Source organism: Algibacter sp. (assembly GCF_039977455.1).
Lineage (GTDB): Bacteria > Bacteroidota > Bacteroidia > Flavobacteriales > Flavobacteriaceae > Algibacter_B.
The window spans coordinates 1-15,295 of record NZ_JBDWDG010000011.1; the positions used below are offsets into that span (position 1 = coordinate 1).

Sequence of the window (15,295 nt, forward strand, 5' to 3'; positions counted from 1 at the left end):
AAGATCAATCGCCTCAAGAACGATATGATTTTCATATTAGTAAAAAGAAAGTAAATAATCGAGCTGCATGGATAACTTTAAGTGGTGGAATAGCTATGATTGTTGGCGGACTTGGAATTAATATGAGCGGAGGAATCTTAGATGGTGATTCTACAAATAACAACAAAGGTCTTTGGTTGTCTTATTTAGGAGGAGCCACTACTTTAAGTAGTATTCCTCTATTTATAGCAAAAGGTAAACACAAAGAAAAGGCCAAAATTCAATTAGAAAATAGGACGGTTGGATTTGATAATAAGTTAAACTATACAGGTGTTTCTATAGTGTTTTCATTTTAAAATTCGGTTTTTTTAAATGAACTACAACCCCCATATAACGCTAATTTATTAAACTTCTGAATGCTCATGTAAGAATACAATTTGAAATCAACGTGTTTGTATATGATACGTTGCGTGTGTTAACACGAAAGTTAGCAAATAAAAACCAGATAGAAAATCCGTAAGGATTTTCGTAAGTAAGCCAGCACTAGCAATGGATTATATACGGTGTTGGCAGTAGTACTTTTTTAATTAAATAAGTCATCAATTCTATCGGTTTCTGAATATTCGTTATTATTAGAACTCTCTTTATTAAACTCATTTTCTTCCCAAGATTCATAATCTCTCATACTTTCTCTGACCTGATTTTCTTCTATGATGCCTTCCCAATGATTTTTGTCTAGTTCTACTTCTAATATTAATTTGTGCTTTAAATCAGGAAATAAATCTTCAATTAATTGTTCTCTAGTTCCAAATATTTCATCATATATTCCTTCTACTTTGCTAAAGTCAGTAACTTCATCTTTAATTTGGTCTGAAAGTTCATATTCCATAGTTTCAATAATATTTTCAATCATATGTATAATAGAATCTTGTCCATCTTCAGATTTTGAAAAAGAATCATAGTCTTGTTCATATTTTTCAAACAAGTTAATTATCTGTTCTGATTCATAATCTGAATCAGCTCTTGACATTAATTTGTCTACTATTTTAATGAAATTTTTCTTGATATAGGTTTCCGATTGTGGACAGTCTTTTATTTTAAGTAAAGAGCCTAAAACTTCTGAAAAAACGAAATAATCCCAACTTTCTATATAATCTATAAGCTTGAGATGTTTTAAATACACATTATCAATATTAACTTCTGTACAATACGTTGAGAGGATTGATAGAATTTTTGAATTAAAATTGTTTTCTTTTTTCTCTGCAATTGCCACTTTTCTATCAATAATAAATTTGTCGTTTGTTATTAAATCTCTAATTACACTTTGTAGTTCTTTGTCGAGAGGAATAATTGATTTTTTAGGATTAAATCGATTAAGTTGGTCTAAATAAATAACGTTTTTGATGATAGCTTTTCTATCAGAAAAGGATTCTGAAATTTGACCAATTAAAAAATCAGCTAATGATGGATTTATAAAATTATATGAACGTCTATTTCTATCAGTAGAAGTATAAAGGGTCGATGAAATGAAACCATTTAATAAAAGTTTTACGGATTTATTAAATTGATTACCATCAATAATTTGATTATGTTCAATTATCTCATATTGAAGTCGTTGTTCAAATGCTTTTGTGAGTCTTCGTTCAGTAACATAATTACCAAAGGAAAATAAAGTCATTAATAAACATCTTTCTAAATAACTGATTTGGTTATTATATGAGAATCGCCAAATCTCTTTCGGATTCGATAAATTATTTATTACGAATTGTTTGTATTCTGATATTGAAAAGTTTTGAATCTTGTATTCGTCTGTAATAAATTCAATTATTCGTGGCGTATAATTATCGTGTTTAATAATATCCCAATAAAATTTTTTCTCCAAAATTACATTATAGAATCTCTCATCTACGTTTTTATGAAAAAAATGATTATAAAGGATTAATGCCTTTTCGTATTTATCATAATCAGATAATTTTAACTCGAATTGTCTTTCATTTAAACTAGAATGATTGATTTTTTCATATTTATCACTTGCCAAACTTAAAACTACAGTTCGAGTGGTGAGAATAAGATATTTATTTGGTGAATTTCTTATTCTATCTACAAAGCTTGTTAATTGCGTTTCTGTTTTATGAGAATTAATTATTTCTGCATAATTTGCTCCTAAAAAATCATCAAAATAAAAAATCTGTTTAATATTATCATCATCCGAAATTACATCTTCAGCTTCAGATATGTTTTCGACTTTATGTATTTTAAAATTGTTTTTTGCTCTATCAAATAAAATCATTTCTGCCAAAGAAGTTTTGCCAATTCCTGGTTGTCCAGTAATTAGTAGAATTTTTTCCTCTTTAAGAATTTTGTATGCTAAATCTAGTTTATCAGTTACAACATAATATTTTATTTTGTCTTTTAATCTTTTTAAAAAATATCTAGTTCTAGATTCTATTGCATTATTTAAAATTTCAGTAATTATAGCTGTACTAGAAAGCCATAGTTTGTAATATTTTTTTTCAATTAATTGAAATTCAAACAAGTAGTCGTTTAGTTCTTGTTGTCCAATAATGTCATTTGAAGTTTTGACATATGGGTTTAATAAAGATTTCAATTCGTCTTTTTGAGTAGCAGATAAATCCATTGAAGTCACTAAAATGTATCTGTCAGGTTTTAGGTTTTCTACTTTTTCGAATTCTTTGTTCTTTATTACTGATTTTAAATTCGAATAAGTTGATTTTGAATAATGTTTAGCTTGTACGACAATGGAATTGTTGTTTTTCTCTGTAGAGTATCTTAAATCAACTCCTTTATCTTTACCAACTCTAAAACTTTGCAATTTTAAGTCGAATTTTGCATTCAATAAGTCCTTTGAAATCTGTTCAAATTCTTTATCATTTAAAGTTGAAAAGTCGTATTTGTTCAATTTAGTTCGTCTGTTTTTGTATTACTGCCAACTCCCTTATAACTGTAATTCATTAAACTTGTGAATGCTCAGGTAAAAATACCATTTGAAATCAATTCACAACTAATTTTGCACGTGTTTATGTAAGAATAGTTGAATGGTTAAGCAGGTAATTTACTAAATAAAAACCGAATAGCAAATCCGTGAGGACTTTTGTAAGTTAAGTTAGAATTAAGAAATTAATTATACACCATGTTACCTGCAGTTATTTTTTTAGGGATCGTTTTTACGCACCTTTAACTTTAATGCTTTTTCAGAATCTTCCAAAATAAAAATGGTATAATTCTTCCATTCTATCAATAGGGGCTTGTCTGTTTGTTTTTTCAGTGATGTAAATAAAATGGTTTTCTGAGAATTGTGGTCAGATAATGAAATATTATAGGTGTTAAAAGCCTCTTCCTGATTACCATTTATATCTATAGACGACTCACTAATACATTCTTTATACAAAATTTCAAGATTTCCAATAATGGCTGTTTGACTTAAACCTATAAACATTGTTTTTTCAAAGTCTAATTCTTCAACAACCAACTTAACGTCCTTTTTATTGATTTTTAAATAAAAAGAATAGTTTTGATATGCTTTTGGATAGTTTGTTTTTTGATAATCACCAGACTCATAATAATACCATAGAAAAGTAGAATATTTTATGGTGTTTTTAACAACATTTAATTGTAGTTGAATATGTGGCGAATTATTATTTATTGGTTTTGATTGAATGAAGAGATTGGCCGGTTCTATGATTAAATTCTCAAATAGAGTACTAGGATTCTTTCCTGTTTTTAGAGGTATTAAAATCATATTCTTTTCTGATTGAGCATATCCTTGCCATGGCATGAATATAAATATTAGAATCAGTATTTTAATTATAAAAACCTTCAATATTAGATGTATTTTATTGTACTGCACGAGAGTTCTAAACTACTAGTTAGTAAGAGCATTTTATGGTTAAAAAAGGCTATCAAATTTGAATATCGATATATAATAAAGCATTCCTGCTGTAGCCAATAAATGAATTGCAAAGCCTATACTGTTTATAACTTTTACATGGGTTTTATTATGAAATCCTATAATGGAGTAAAGAGCGCATATTAAAATACAAGCTTCTAGACATATGACGAATACTTCGGTTATCTCGAAGTGATATTGTTTTTTATTCAAACTATTAATAGCCCAGAAAACAAACATGCCAATTACAAAAACGGCGTTCAAATAAGATAGTATTAAAGTCATTTTTTGCGTTTTATACCCAATGATAAAGGCTGCTAAATGGCAACTCAAAATGATAATCATGAGTATACTTACAACTATGTCATTCATAACTGGTTATCGGTTTTTTTTTCATGGTAGTTAACGTGTTTGTATATGATACGTTGCGTGTGTTAGCACGAAAGTTAGCAAATAAAAACCAGATAGAAAATCCGCGAGGATTTTCGTAAGTAAGCCAGCACTAGCAATGGATTATATACGGTGTTGGCAGTAGTTTTTAATTTTCAATTGTCGTATTTAGTAATAACAAATCTAAATTTTCTCCTTCATCTACAAGTTCTCCTTTTACTTTAATTGGTGTGTTTTCTTTTAGATTTTTTTCGTCTGATTTATTGAGAAAAGTAGCAAAAAGTCTTCTTTTAATTCCATTATATTCTATTTGAGCTAAAACGTAATGATGTCCGCCATCTGCTCCAGTCGATTGTACTTTGTAATTATCTAATTCTGTTTCAAACATTATTGGTAGCTTTTATATATTCAATTTAATGGATTTCCCACATTAAATATAATTCCCGATTCTTTTTTGTCGGTTACATTTCCAAGTGAGTCAATTTTCACGACTTCTCCAGGAAACATAAAGTGGTAAGCGTAAACTTTATTCTTGTCAATCGTATCAAGAACATTTTTGTCCAAGTTTAAAATCGGTTGAATTTTAGTCCGTTTTCCATTTTGTGAAACATAATAATATTCTGGAAAATGATATCCGGATTGTGAACTGAACTTTGTTTTTAGAATTCCGTTTTTTTGGATTTCATAAACTCTTTTTTCTCCTTCGTACTTTTTTTCAGTTCCGTTATTTTGATTAAACCATATTTTAATTGTTCCAGTATAACCTTCTGGAATTAAAGTCAGAGTATTTTCTGTTTGAGTGCAACTTGCAAAGAAAAATAAACTTAAAAAAATTGCTAAATATTTGTCGTTTCTCATTTTTCTCAAATTACTGCCAACATCCAAATAACTATAATTTTTTAAACTTGTGAATGCTCAGGTAAAAATACAATTTGAAATCAATTCACAACTAATTTTCTACGTGATTATGTAAGAATAGTTGAATGGTTAAGCAGGTAATTTAGTAAATAAAAACCGAATAGCGAATCCGCGAGGACTTTCGTAAATGGGCAAAAACCAGTAATTAATTTTTGCGGTGTTGTGCGACGTTTTTTCCACTGTTTAATTCTTTTCTAATCGTTTTTTATTTTCCGAAAACGCTTCCAAACAATCATCCAGCGGATTACCTTTTGAGTGAATACACTCACAAAATTCATTAATAATATTCTCAAATTTAGTATTAGCATATTGATTTTTGCAATCGGGTAATGAATTTCTAGGCATTATATCAAATCCCTTTAGAAATATTAAAATTATAAGGGCAAAGGTTACAGCAACTCCACCAAAAAATGAAAATGGGAATTTATTGTTCCATTTCTTTGGTCGCTTTACAATACCAAAATTTGGAATATTTTTAAATGGCAAAATGTATTTCAATTTGTCATAATTCCAAACAAGAATATACAAATTAGCTAAAACCATTAATGGTGCAGAAACAAATGAACCTTCAAACCTTACAGCGAAAGAAAGTATACAGATATTTACGATTATCGGAAAATAGAGTAGTGCACCTAATGTTACAGTTCGAGGGATTACTAGTAAAGTAGCAGCAAGAATTTGGGCGTAGCCAATAAAGGGATAATAATATCCAGTATGATGTAAAGCAGTGAGATATGCTCCCATGGGATGAATTTCAGACAATCCACTGGCAAATCGTTCGTCCATAACTTTTATCATTCCCGCAACTATAAATCCAAAGGCTAAAGTCAATCGGCAAAAAATTGAAAAGTACCAATACCATCTGTTTGCTTTTATTTTCAGGTATAATTGGTCGAATTTGGTGAGATTGTTCAATTAGTTACGATTTTTTTAGATTAGGAACAACGTGTTTGTATATGGTTTGTTGCGTGGTTAAGCAACTAAGTTAACAAATAAAAACCGAATAGAAAATCCGCGAGGATTTTCGTAAGTAGGCTAGAACTAGTAATAAATTATATACGTTGTTGGCAAATCGTTTTTTATTCAGCTATTTTGGTGTCAAATAAATACTGAAGCTGTTAAAGATATGATAGCTAATAGAATTGATATTATTATTGCCCAATTTGCTTTTTTCAAAGATTTTTTGGCAATTGCTATATTTTCAATATGCCTTAAGTTATCAATTGTTTTATAGCCAGAATTGTAAAATTCAATTAATGATTGTGTTGGGTATATTTTTAGATATTTTGAATCAGACAATATTTGGTATAGATTTTCATCTATTATACTTCTTGTTATTATATAATCACTTTCGACACCAAAAATTTTTTCTTCAATAAATTTGTCATATTTAGGTTTATTCTTTGAAGTGTAAATCCATCTATTTTCTTGTAGATATTTTAAGAAGAATAGCATATCAATTAATTCTTTCTCACATCTTTGATTTGCTAAATCTATTCCAGCTGTATTTTTCGTGTTAAAAACAATTTCTTTTCCATTTTCGCTATCTTTTTTGAGAATTATATGACTATTATATTTATTGCATATTTCATTTATTAAATAATCAAAAGTATAGTTTCTTAAAGCATTATTTTTCTCTTTGTTTTCTTTTTCTAAAGCACAAAATCGTTTGACTATTTTTTTTTCATACTCACTAATATTTCTCATTTATTTTATTTTAAAAGAATGAATTTAACTTCTAATAAGTTTTATTTCAATATTGGGTCCATCTATCTCAAAACTGTCATAAATAATTTCATTATTAGAAACTGATTTTATAATTCCAATAGCTTCAAATAAAAAAGGAATACTTAATTGTAAGGTACCATCTTTTTGTTCTGAAATAAAAAACTTTTGTTTTTCGGTATTTGAAACCCCGTGTTTATCAGTAAAAATAAAATCTTCGTTTGTTATAAATTCCAACATTCTTCCATCCTGATATTTCCATTTTCCAATAATTATTGATTTAATTTGCTCGATATTCATTTTATTTCGTTTTCAGGATTTGAGTGAGTAATGTTTGCCAACACCCTTATAACAGTAATTTAATAAACTTGTGAATGCTCAAGTAAAAATACAATTTGAAATCAATTCACAACTAATTTTCTACGTGTTTTTGTAAGAATAGCTGAATGATTAAGTAGGTAATTTAGTAAAAGGTATAAAATTCTAGAGGAATTTTACAAATAGGCGAGGCCCAAAGGAACTAATTATAAACCGTGTTGGCAACTGGCTTTTTTAGTTAGTATTAACGATTAATTGGGTCTTTCAGGAATATAAACAACATTAACTTCTACATTATTTCCATATTTTATTATGATAGAACATAATACAGAAACACTTTTACTATTGTGAGTAGCAGGTTTCATTACAGGCATTTTTCTAAGCACTCTTAAGATTTCTGCCTGAACGGTTACTTCTGAATCTCTCACTTTCATGCCAGTTAAATTTCCGTCTTCGTTGATTATAAAAAATGCTTCTACAAGTTTTGGTTCTGAAAGGTTTAAATCTTTAGATACATTCAAGTTAAACTCTTGTTTAATAAATGTCGATACTTTAGTATCAAAACAAGCTCTTGTTTCTTCTATCGATAGTTCTTCACAACCATTATAAACTGGGGCAATTTCTACATCTTTTAATATCATACTATTGTCGGTAGTATAAGTTGCTAAACCGTCATCATGTGACACAATGCTACATAAACTTAATAAAGCCTGTTCCTCTATTTCTGTCATATTTCCTTGTGCCATAACTTGTTCCTGAACAGCATTTATTTTAATTATTAAATCACTTTCTGTGTTTTTTAACGAGTTGGAATCTTCCTTACAAGAAAAGCATAATAGAACAATAAAAATGATTGAAACGACCATGACATTTTGGGATTCAAATTTTGTTTTCCGATTAAATTTATATTTCATGAGTTTTTATTTTTTTAGCTTGTTGCCAACATCCATATAAAAGTAATTCGTTACTTTTCTATTTACTTAATTCCGTTTAATTCATTTTGATTTTCTGATTTAATTTGGACCATTTAATTCCAATTTTAAAAGTTTGAGTGAATTCGTATAACTGTTTATACCGCAAAAGAGCTATAAGTCTTAAGTTTTAATGTAAATTACTTTTTGTTATATTTTTTATGTTCAATTTTTTTCTTTTCCAAAATAGCATAAAATTTTCTTGGTGAGATTTTCAGGTCTTTGGTTATATCGCTCACTTTTTTCAAGCCTTTCTTATACAACTTTAAATTCTGGTTTACTTTTTTATTAAAGAAGTGAATTTCGAGTTTCTCAACGATTTGTAATTCAGTAAGGTTTGAGTTATTCGCATAATTTTCAATCTCAGATTTAATGTCTTTTAAATTACTCATAATTGTAAATTTTAACGGTTCCACGCCATGAATGCCAACATCCATAAGGTTTAATTTTTTAAACTTGTGGATGCTTACGTAAAAATACAATTTGTAATTGATTACCAAAGGCTTACAATCATGTTTTAATATATGCTTAAAAATAAACCTTATATAAAAACGCCATTTTAGTTTTAAAACTAAAACAACTTAAATAGAATTAGGCCTTTAGTTTATACTTTTGTATTGACCGTATGTGGATGGCCTTGAAACGAAGGGATACCCTGAATACTGGTTATACATTTCCCCTTTACTTTATATATGAAGTACTAAAGCCCGCGTTAAGGATTGAGGCATTTGTTGGAGCTCCTCATAGAGAGCGACTGCTGAAAGCCTGACCCTTTAGGGGAGCGCCCAATTAAATTGCAATAAAAAAGCCCAACCTTTCGATTGAGCTTTTAGTATTTATGTTAAAGCGGTATTAGTTACCTGCCTCTAGGTTTTTCATTTCCTTTTCAATCATATCATAGAATTGATCGATTTTAGGTAAAATTACTACACGTGTACGTCTGTTTTTTGCTCGGTTAGCGGCAGTTAAGTTATCGGCTAATGGCACGTAAGAACTACGACCGGCAGCAATAAGTTGTCCTGGGTTAACATCTAACTCTTGTAATACTCTAATAATAGATGTAGAACGTTTTACACTTAAATCCCAGTTATCTAATAACACACCTTTACTGTATGATTGGCTGTCTGTATGACCTTCGATCATAGCTTCGAAATCTGGTTTGCTGTTAATTACTTTAGCTACTTTAGCTAAAACACCTTTAGCTTGAGATGTTACATTATAGCTTCCTGATTGGAATAATAATTTATCGGCGATAGAAATAAATACCACACCTTTTTCAACATTTACTTCGATATCTGGATCGTTAATTCCAACTTCACGCTTTAAGCTTGTTACTAAAGCTAAAGTTACACTGTCTTTTCTAGAGATAGCGTCTTGTAAACGTGTTATTTTTAGATCTCTTTCTTGTAAAGATTCTAAAGATTTTTCAAGGTTTGTTGCGCCTTTAGATGTTAATTCTGTTAAATCTTGAGAACTTTTAATTAAAGCAGCGTTGTTCTTTTTTAAATCGTTAAGCTGATCTTTCATAGCTTCAACACGTGCTGTAGCTGATGCTCTGTCTTCTAAACAAGAATTAAGCTTTACAGTTGCCGAGTTAAGTAAGTCTTGAGTTTCTTTTTGTTTTGCTTCAAGGTCTGTGAATAATTTTTTTGATACACATGAACTTAATAAAAGCATTGCAGATGCACTTAGTAATAAAATTTTTCTCATGATTATTTTAAGGATTAATTTTCTATTATTTGATACAAAAATATACAAAAATCGGTGGTTTTTAACATTTTAACAAAACTTTTGCTAATAGGCTTATAAACTAGGGTATTCTGTTTTTTTACGCACGAAGTAATCGTACACAATAGATGTTGTATTATAGTACTTTATTTTCGTTTTTATAGCTTGTCGTTGCTTTGTAATTCGGCTTAAATGAGCGTAATAGCTAAAATGTGCTTTTAAAATGGCCACAGCATGCAAGGGTTTTAATTGAAATAAAAATTTTAGTGCAGCAATACCATCTAATAAAAGTCGCACCAGTATTTTACTAAATATAAAGCCATTGGCATTTTTTGTTAGGGTGATTAAACTGTTCCTGAAGTTTAAAAAGGTTTTTTTAGGGTTTGTAGATTTTAGGGTGGCTCCGCCTACATGATATATTTTGGATTGCCCAACATATTTAATGGTATGTCCTAAATTTTTGGCACGCCAGCACAAATCGATTTCTTCCATGTGTGCAAAAAAGTGCTCGTCAAAGCCCTGTAATTGTTTAAATACAAGGCTTCTAATAAATAAACAGGCGCCTGTGGCCCAAAATATTTCGGTAGTATCATTGTATTGGCCTTGGTCTTTTTCGATGGTATCGAAAATACGACCTCTACAATAGGGGTATCCATATTTATCTATAAAGCCTCCTGCAGCACCGGCGTATTCAAAATGGTCTTTTTTATTGTAGTCCAATAATTTAGGCTGAATAATACTTGTGTTAGCTTCGTTTTTAAAGGTGTTAATAATAGGGGGGAGCCAATTAGAAGTGACCTCAATATCGCTATTAAGCAGGCAGTAAACATCGGCCTGTACTTCTTTTAAAGCATCGTTATAGCCTTTGGCATAGCCGCCATTGGTTTGATTTTTAATTATGTTTATGTTTGGATAATTGGTTTTTACAAAGGCTACAGAATCATCTGTGGAGGCATTATCAGCCACATAAATTTCGGCACCCTGGCTGTGTTGTATTACCGATGGTAAGAACTGCTTTAATAGCGCTTTTCCGTTCCAGTTTAATATGACGATGGCTATTTTCAATTTTTATTTAGATACTTTAATAATTATTTTTTAATTCGACTTGGTCTATTAATTGAACACGGCCTACTGGCGACTGAACTCTGGCATATGCTTTAAAAATTGATAGCGTTCATTTTCAAAATCCATTTGACAATAATAATGATTTAATCCATTGGTTACCATTAAAAAAGTAGCATTTAACTCTAAATTATAACGTGCAATTTGGTCGAAAGTAGCTTGGTTAATCGTTATTTTGGGTGCTTTACATTCTACAATTAAATGAATGGTGCCGTCGGGGTTATAAACTACAATATCATATCGTTTTTTTAAATCGTTAATTATTATTTCTTTTTCAACATTTATTAAGGATAAAGGATAGCCTTTTTCTTGTACTAAAAATTGAATACAATGTTGACGAACCCATTCTTCGGGCTGTAAAACGATAAATTTTTTGCGTATAGGATCAAAAATAGAAACTTTATTTTCGCTATTTTTGAATCGAAACTTATATGTGGGGAAATTTAAATTTTGCACCCCACAAATTTATCATTATTAAGGTCACTTATTGTGATTTTAACCGAAAATTTTAAGGACACCTTGGACGAAGTCAAACAATTAGTTACCGACATAAAAAACAGAAAATTAAAACCTATTTATTTTTTAATGGGTGAAGAAGCTTATTATATAGATAAAATATCCGATTTTATTGAAAGCTCGGTATTGTCTGAAGAGGAGCGTGGTTTTAATCAAATGACTTTGTATGGTAGAGATGTGACTATAGACGATATTGTTGGACAAGCAAAGCGTTTTCCAATGATGGCAGAGTACCAAGTGGTTATTGTAAAGGAAGCTCAAGACTTATCGCGTAGCATTGAAAAATTAGCTGCTTATGCTAAAAACCCACAACCTACAACAGTGCTTGTTATTAATTATAAGTACAAAAAAATTGATAAGCGTAAAGCCTTGTATAAAGCCCTGAAACCTGATTGTGTGGTTTATGAAAGTAAAAAGCTTTATGACAATCAAGTTGGCGATTGGATTCGTCGTGTTTTATCACCAAAAAACTATACCATTTCGCCGAAAGCAGCGCAAATGCTTGTGGAATTTATTGGTACAGATTTAAGTAAAATTAATAATGAATTAGAAAAGCTTCAAATTATTTTACCTAAAGGCACTCAAATTTCGCCAGAGCATATTGAAGAAAATATAGGAATTAGTAAAGACTATAATAATTTCGAATTACGAAAGGCTATTGGCGAACGTAATGCGCTTAAAGCCCATAAAATAGTTAATTATTTTGGCGAAAACCCCAAGGATAACCCTATGGTGGTAACCGTTTCGTTATTGTTTAGTTATTTTTCGCAATTGCTTCATTTTCATGGTTTAAAAGATAAGTCGCCCAGAAGTGTAGCTTCTGCATTAAAGGTAAATCCTTATTTTGTAAACGACTATATAACAGCTGCTAGAAATTTTCCTATGCGAAAAGTGAGTATAGTGGTTTCAACACTAAGAGAATTTGATGTAAAAGGTAAGGGTGTAGGATTGAATGCCGTTCCTCAAGGTGATTTACTAAAAGAGTTGTTGGTTAAAATTCTTTCCTAAACGATTACAGATAAACCGATATTGTTAAAACAAGCATTGTAAAAACAAGTAAAATAATTACTAAGGGCATAACAAATTTAAGCCATTTGTTATAACCTACTTTTACAATAGCTAAAGATGCTAAAATAAGCCCTGTTGGGTTAATAAAAGCAAATAATCCCATACCGTATTGGTAAGCGTTTACTATCATTTCTCTACCTAATCCAACGCCATCGGCTAGCGGAGAAAGTATGGGCATGGTTAAAACGGCCATTCCTGAAGATGACGGTATAAAAAAGGATAATCCGCCATAAATATAAAGCATAGCGTTAATAAACACGCCTTTATTCATACTGTTTGTGGTGTTACTAGCATAATATAAAAGTGTATCGCTAATTTGGCCATCATTCATGATAATAGTAATGCCTCGTGCTATACCAATAATAATAGCAACACCCAATAAATCGCCTGCGCCTTTTATAAAAACATCAACAAAGGTGTGCTCTTTTATTTTTCCTATAATTCCAATAGCAATTGCACCAATTAAAAAGGTAACCGTCATTTCTACAAACCACCAATCTAATTGAGAAACGCCATAAATCATAACTATAAAACAAGAAATAAAAATGAATAGGATTAGGCGTAAACGGAAGGTTAATTTTAAAGACGCATTTGTAGTGTTTCCAAAGTGCTTTTCTATAGCTTCTTTTTGATTGTAGATAACAGATTTTGTAGGGTCTTTTTTAACACGTTGGGCATACCTTAAAATATATAAAATACAAATTAAGGTTCCTGAAAAGAGCATAACAAACCGACCAGTAATACCAGTAGTCCAATTAATTCCTGCCGCATCTGACGCTATAATAGAGCTAAATGGGTTTGTGGTGGAACACATGGAGCCAATGGATGAGCCAATATAAATGCATGCTAAAGGTACCATAGCATCGTATTTTGCAGCTAAAAATATAGGAATTAGAATGGGGTAGAAAGCAATGGTTTCTTCGGCCAAACCAAAAGTAGTGCCACCAACAGCAATTAAACTAGTTACCAATATTATAAGGATAAATTCATAGCCTTTTAAGGTGTTTGCAAGCCATGATATGCCGGCATCAAATGCATTGGTGTAATTAATAATGCCAATAAGGCCACCAATAATAAGTACTAGAAAAATAATATCTGCACCTTCAATAATACCTTTTATGGGCGATTTTATAAAAGGAATGATACCCTGGGGTTGGGCTTCAACCTGTTTATAGGTATTAGGTATACTTATAGGTTTCCAAATATCACCTGATGTAAATTTTTCTAATGGTATTTTAATTCCAAGGCCATTTAAAGTCTCTTGTGTCGCCTCATGTTGTTTAGTTTTTTCTAAACTGAATTGGGTAAAGGTATGGTCTGATTTGTTATAAGCTAAGGAATCATATTTTCCAGAAGGAACGAACCAAGTTAAAATAGCAACTAATCCAGCTATAATTATTAATATGGTTTGAGCGGTTGGGAATTTAAGTGTTTTCAATGCTATAATTTTTTAATAAAACGAAAGATAGTACTATTTTAGTTTTTATTAAATCTTTAATTAGAAATGAACCTGGAAATCCATAAAAGTTGGCAGCCTTATTTAAAAGAAGAATTTACTAAGTCTTATTATTTGGACTTATTGAATTTTGTTAAAACGGAATATAACAAGCATATATGTTATCCCACAGAGGAACAAATTTTTAATGCCTTTAATTATTGCCACTTTGAGGATGTAAAGGTGGTTATACTAGGTCAAGATCCTTATCATGGACCAGGACAAGCCAACGGATTATGTTTTTCTGTAAATGATGGTATGGCGCACCCACCGTCTTTAAAAAATATTTTTAAAGAACTTGAAACCAATCTAAAAATCCCATACCCTGAAAGTGGTAACTTAGTGCGTTGGGCAAATCAAGGGGTTTTGTTATTAAATGCCACTTTAACTGTTAGAGCTCATGAAGCGGGAAGTCATCAGAAAAAAGGCTGGGAAGTTTTTACCGATTTTGTAATTAAAGCGATAAGTGAAAATAAGGAAAATGTTGTGTTTTTACTTTGGGGCGGATATGCGAAAAAGAAAATTAAATTAATTGATGTTGAAAAACATGAGGTTTTAACCTCTGGACACCCTTCGCCGTTAAGTGCTAATAGGGGCTATTGGTTTGGTAATAAACATTTTTATTATGCAAATAGGTGTTTAAAAAATAATGGAGTAGCTCCGGTTGAGTGGTAAATAATTAACTGTTGTTTTCTATTTTGTTTTTATATAAAATGTGTAAAAGGAAAAAGAAAGCCAATATGATACAGGCAAATAAAACAACTACGGATAAGGTATATAACATTTTTTTGAGTCTTATAGTTTAGACCTCAAAATGTGTATTTGGTCACTTATTGAAATTATAAATGAACTGATACGTGTTGTGTATTTATAATTGAATGGAAATGGCTCTATTAAAATAGTAGAAAAGCGGAAGATTAATATTCAAGTTTTATCTATACTATAGAATACTTAAATACTCAACGACCATGCTTAAGTTAAAAGCTATTGTGAAATTGTTTTTATTTTGAATGTTTAAATCCAAAAAAAAATAGGAAAACGATATTTACTTTTCAAGAGTGCTAATCTTACAGCCGTTAAAATATAGCAAGTCTCTATACGCAATGCTTACACATTGGCGTTAAAAAACATTTAAAAAGTACTAATTTGATGAAGGTA

Annotated in this window: 17 protein-coding genes; 3 read left to right on the plus strand and 14 right to left on the minus strand. The window is 30.2% G+C overall.

Annotated elements, in window-relative coordinates; genetic code table 11:
• Positions 1-335: hypothetical protein (locus tag ABJM36_RS02470; RefSeq protein WP_348448823.1), on the plus strand; the 335-nt coding region annotated here is incomplete at its 5' end.
• A 227-nt stretch (positions 336-562) separates the two neighbouring features.
• Here the strand turns inward: ABJM36_RS02470 and ABJM36_RS02475 are convergent.
• The 13 genes from ABJM36_RS02475 to ABJM36_RS02535 form a co-directional block, all read right to left on the minus strand.
• Positions 563-2,899: a restriction endonuclease gene (locus ABJM36_RS02475; RefSeq protein ID WP_348448826.1), complete on the minus strand. Its 2,337-nt coding sequence runs from the start codon at positions 2,897-2,899 to the stop codon at positions 563-565.
• Between the two features lie 252 nt (positions 2,900-3,151).
• Positions 3,152-3,775 carry a hypothetical protein gene (locus tag ABJM36_RS02480; RefSeq protein ID WP_348448828.1) on the minus strand — a complete coding sequence of 208 codons (624 nt, stop codon included), beginning with the start codon at positions 3,773-3,775 and terminating at the stop codon, positions 3,152-3,154.
• Positions 3,776-3,886: 111 nt separating this feature from the next.
• Complete coding sequence (locus tag ABJM36_RS02485) at positions 3,887-4,258, minus strand: hypothetical protein (protein ID WP_348448830.1); 372 nt, start codon at positions 4,256-4,258, stop codon at positions 3,887-3,889.
• Between the two features lie 166 nt (positions 4,259-4,424).
• Positions 4,425-4,664 carry a hypothetical protein gene (locus tag ABJM36_RS02490; protein ID WP_348448832.1) on the minus strand — a complete coding sequence of 80 codons (240 nt, stop codon included), beginning with the start codon at positions 4,662-4,664 and terminating at the stop codon, positions 4,425-4,427.
• Positions 4,665-4,684: 20 nt separating this feature from the next.
• A complete protein-coding gene (locus ABJM36_RS02495; protein WP_348448834.1) occupies positions 4,685-5,134 on the minus strand; it encodes a hypothetical protein in 450 nt (149 codons plus the stop codon).
• Between the two features lie 243 nt (positions 5,135-5,377).
• Positions 5,378-6,109 carry a DoxX family protein gene (locus ABJM36_RS02500; RefSeq protein WP_348448836.1) on the minus strand — a complete coding sequence of 244 codons (732 nt, stop codon included), beginning with the start codon at positions 6,107-6,109 and terminating at the stop codon, positions 5,378-5,380.
• A 183-nt stretch (positions 6,110-6,292) separates the two neighbouring features.
• Positions 6,293-6,901 carry a hypothetical protein gene (locus tag ABJM36_RS02505; RefSeq protein WP_348448837.1) on the minus strand — a complete coding sequence of 203 codons (609 nt, stop codon included), beginning with the start codon at positions 6,899-6,901 and terminating at the stop codon, positions 6,293-6,295.
• Positions 6,902-6,925: 24 nt separating this feature from the next.
• Positions 6,926-7,219, minus strand: coding sequence for a hypothetical protein (locus ABJM36_RS02510; RefSeq protein ID WP_348448839.1), 294 nt, complete (start codon positions 7,217-7,219; stop codon positions 6,926-6,928).
• Between the two features lie 269 nt (positions 7,220-7,488).
• On the minus strand, positions 7,489-8,103 hold the full coding sequence (locus tag ABJM36_RS02515; protein WP_348448841.1) for a hypothetical protein: 615 nt from the start codon (positions 8,101-8,103) through the stop codon (positions 7,489-7,491).
• Positions 8,104-8,348: 245 nt separating this feature from the next.
• The gene (locus ABJM36_RS02520; RefSeq protein ID WP_348448843.1) at positions 8,349-8,600 is read right to left on the minus strand and encodes a hypothetical protein; all 252 of its coding nucleotides are present in this window, start codon (positions 8,598-8,600) and stop codon (positions 8,349-8,351) included.
• A gap of 460 nt (positions 8,601-9,060) precedes the next feature.
• Positions 9,061-9,918, minus strand: coding sequence for an OmpA family protein (locus ABJM36_RS02525; protein WP_348448845.1), 858 nt, complete (start codon positions 9,916-9,918; stop codon positions 9,061-9,063).
• A 93-nt stretch (positions 9,919-10,011) separates the two neighbouring features.
• Entirely contained in the window at positions 10,012-11,001 is a 990-nt protein-coding gene (locus tag ABJM36_RS02530) for a glycosyltransferase family 2 protein (protein ID WP_348448847.1), read from the minus strand.
• A gap of 63 nt (positions 11,002-11,064) precedes the next feature.
• Positions 11,065-11,514 (minus strand): type I restriction enzyme HsdR N-terminal domain-containing protein, encoded by a 450-nt coding sequence (locus tag ABJM36_RS02535; RefSeq protein ID WP_348448849.1) that lies wholly within the window; start codon positions 11,512-11,514, stop codon positions 11,065-11,067.
• 63 nt (positions 11,515-11,577) lie between these two features.
• Here ABJM36_RS02535 and holA point away from each other — a divergent pair, with 63 nt between their 5' ends.
• The gene (gene holA, locus ABJM36_RS02540; protein ID WP_348449040.1) at positions 11,578-12,582 is read left to right on the plus strand and encodes a DNA polymerase III subunit delta; all 1,005 of its coding nucleotides are present in this window, start codon (positions 11,578-11,580) and stop codon (positions 12,580-12,582) included.
• Between the two features lie 4 nt (positions 12,583-12,586).
• On the opposite strand, the gene ABJM36_RS02545 is transcribed toward holA, so the two are convergent.
• Entirely contained in the window at positions 12,587-14,080 is a 1,494-nt protein-coding gene (locus tag ABJM36_RS02545) for a YfcC family protein (protein WP_348448851.1), read from the minus strand.
• Positions 14,081-14,146: 66 nt separating this feature from the next.
• On the opposite strand from ABJM36_RS02545, the gene ABJM36_RS02550 reads away from it, so the two are divergent.
• The gene (locus ABJM36_RS02550) at positions 14,147-14,812 is read left to right on the plus strand and encodes a uracil-DNA glycosylase (RefSeq protein ID WP_348448853.1); all 666 of its coding nucleotides are present in this window, start codon (positions 14,147-14,149) and stop codon (positions 14,810-14,812) included.
• Positions 14,813-15,295 lie beyond the last annotated feature (483 nt).

Excerpts from the sequence above, each read along its gene's own strand:
- ABJM36_RS02485 (WP_348448830.1), bottom strand. The coding sequence starts at position 4,258 with ATGAATGACATAGTTGTAAGTATACTCATGATTATCATTTTGAGTTGC.
- ABJM36_RS02495 (WP_348448834.1), bottom strand. The coding sequence starts at position 5,134 with ATGAGAAACGACAAATATTTAGCAATTTTTTTAAGTTTATTTTTCTTT.
- ABJM36_RS02550 (WP_348448853.1), top strand. The coding sequence starts at position 14,147 with ATGAACCTGGAAATCCATAAAAGTTGGCAGCCTTATTTAAAAGAAGAA.
- ABJM36_RS02505 (WP_348448837.1), bottom strand. The coding sequence starts at position 6,901 with ATGAGAAATATTAGTGAGTATGAAAAAAAAATAGTCAAACGATTTTGT.
- ABJM36_RS02490 (WP_348448832.1), bottom strand. The coding sequence starts at position 4,664 with ATGTTTGAAACAGAATTAGATAATTACAAAGTACAATCGACTGGAGCA.
- ABJM36_RS02520 (WP_348448843.1), bottom strand. The coding sequence starts at position 8,600 with ATGAGTAATTTAAAAGACATTAAATCTGAGATTGAAAATTATGCGAAT.
- ABJM36_RS02525 (WP_348448845.1), bottom strand. The coding sequence starts at position 9,918 with ATGAGAAAAATTTTATTACTAAGTGCATCTGCAATGCTTTTATTAAGT.
- ABJM36_RS02515 (WP_348448841.1), bottom strand. The coding sequence starts at position 8,103 with ATGGTCGTTTCAATCATTTTTATTGTTCTATTATGCTTTTCTTGTAAG.
- ABJM36_RS02480 (WP_348448828.1), bottom strand. The coding sequence starts at position 3,775 with ATGCCATGGCAAGGATATGCTCAATCAGAAAAGAATATGATTTTAATA.
- ABJM36_RS02510 (WP_348448839.1), bottom strand. The coding sequence starts at position 7,219 with ATGAATATCGAGCAAATTAAATCAATAATTATTGGAAAATGGAAATAT.